Consider the following 1,695-nt stretch of genomic DNA (forward strand, 5'->3'; position numbering starts at 1 on the left):
TGTCGGGCGACATGCAAAAGGGGACCGGAGGCGACAGGCAAAAGGGTACCACCTCGGCCTGAGAGGAGGCGCCTTTGGTTAACGTTTCGGCTGAGTGCTTTTCGCGGCTTGACGAGCTGCGAGGGCAATCGATGCGAACGCCGGACGAGGTTGCGGCGATGCTGCGGCTGAGGGGGTTGGGGTTTGGCGAGCGGCGGATCGCGGCGGAACTGGGATGCAGCCGTCGGGCGGTTCGGCGTTACCTGGCGGGCGGGGGCTGGGCGAGCTACCGGACGCCGCGGCGGGCGAAGCGTCTGGACGGGCTGGAGGATTGGCTTTCGGAGCGGTTTTTCCGCCACCGCGGCAACGCCGACGTGGTGCGCCAGGACCTCGTGCGCGAGCAGGGCGTGATGGCGAGCCTGCGCACGGTCGAGCGGGCGGTTGAGGGGCTGCGCCAGTCGCTGGCGGCGGAAGCCCGGGCGACGCTGCGGTTCGAGACGCCGCCGGGGCGGCAACTTCAGATCGACTTCGGCGAGGCGCACGCCTCGATTGGCGACGAGGACGTGAAGCTGCACCTGTTCGTGGCGACGCTGGGCTTCTCGCGGCGGGGGTGCGTGCGCGTCTTCCGGCACGAGCGGCAGTCGGCCTGGTTCGCCGGCATCGAGGCGGCTTTCGGCCATTTCGGCGGGATTCCGCAGGAGGTTCTGTTCGACAACGCCCGGGCGCTGGTCGATCATCACGATCCTGTCACGCGCGAGGTGCGGTTCAACGAGCGGCTGCACGCGTTCGCGCGCTACTGGGGCTTCACGCCGCGGGCCTGCGCCCGCTGCCGGGCGCGGACCAAGGGCAAGGTCGAGAACGGCGTCGGCTACGTGAAGCACAACGCGATCGCGGGGCGCCGCTTCGCCGGCTGGACCGCGCTCGAGGCGCATCTCGACGAATGGACGCGCGAGGTCGCCGATTCTCGCATCCACGGAACGACGGGCGAGGCGCCGATCACGCGCTTCGCCCGCGAGGAGGCGGCAGCCCTCCGGCCGCTCGACGGACGGCCGCCGTTCGGCGAGATCCGCGAACTCGTCCGGCGGGTCAAGAGCGACGCCACGGTCGAGGTCGACACCAATTCGTACAGCGTGCCCTGGCGGCTGATCGGCGAGACTGTGGCGGTGACGGCGGCCGGCGGGCGGATCGGCGTCCGCCACGGCGGCGACGAGGTCGCGAGCCACGGCGAGATCGCCGGCCGTCGCCAGCGGGCGCTGGTCGCCGCTCATCTCGAAGGCGTCGCCGCCCTGAGCCGGCCGTCGATCCCGGCGGGCGCGCCGCCGACCGCGCCGGCCCTGGTCCCCGGCGAGCCCGAGCTGTTGCGGCCCCTGTCCGAGTACGAGCTGGCGGCGGGAGGGCCCTGGTCATGAGCCCCGACCGCGAGGCGCTCGCCGACATGCTGACCAGGTTGCATCTGACCGCCATCCGCGACCAGCTCGACAGCCTGCTCGACGAGGCGGCCAAGCGCGAGCTGAGCCTACGCGACGCCGTGTCCCTGCTCATGACGCGCGAGGTCGGCCGGCGCGACGAGCGGCGCGTCGAGATGGCGACCAAGATCGCCCACTTCCCAACCCTGCGCGACCTCGACGGCTTCGACTTCTCCGCCCAGCCCTCGCTCGACAAGAAGCAGGTGCGCGAACTCGCCGCCTGCCGCTGGGTGGCCAACGGCGACGCGCT

Annotated in this window: 2 protein-coding genes; both read left to right on the forward strand. The window is 71.8% G+C overall.

Annotated elements, in window-relative coordinates; genetic code table 11:
* Window positions 1-131 precede the first annotated feature (131 nt).
* The gene (gene istA, locus DFR50_RS31085) at window positions 132-1,388 is read left to right on the forward strand and encodes an IS21 family transposase (protein WP_113894224.1); all 1,257 of its coding nucleotides are present in this window, start codon (window positions 132-134) and stop codon (window positions 1,386-1,388) included.
* On the forward strand, window positions 1,385-1,695 hold a 311-nt coding region (locus DFR50_RS31090; RefSeq protein WP_170153463.1), incomplete at its 3' end, for an ATP-binding protein. The genes istA and DFR50_RS31090, both read left to right, overlap by 4 nt.

The organism is Roseiarcus fermentans, assembly GCF_003315135.1.
Taxonomy (GTDB): domain Bacteria; phylum Pseudomonadota; class Alphaproteobacteria; order Rhizobiales; family Beijerinckiaceae; genus Roseiarcus; species Roseiarcus fermentans.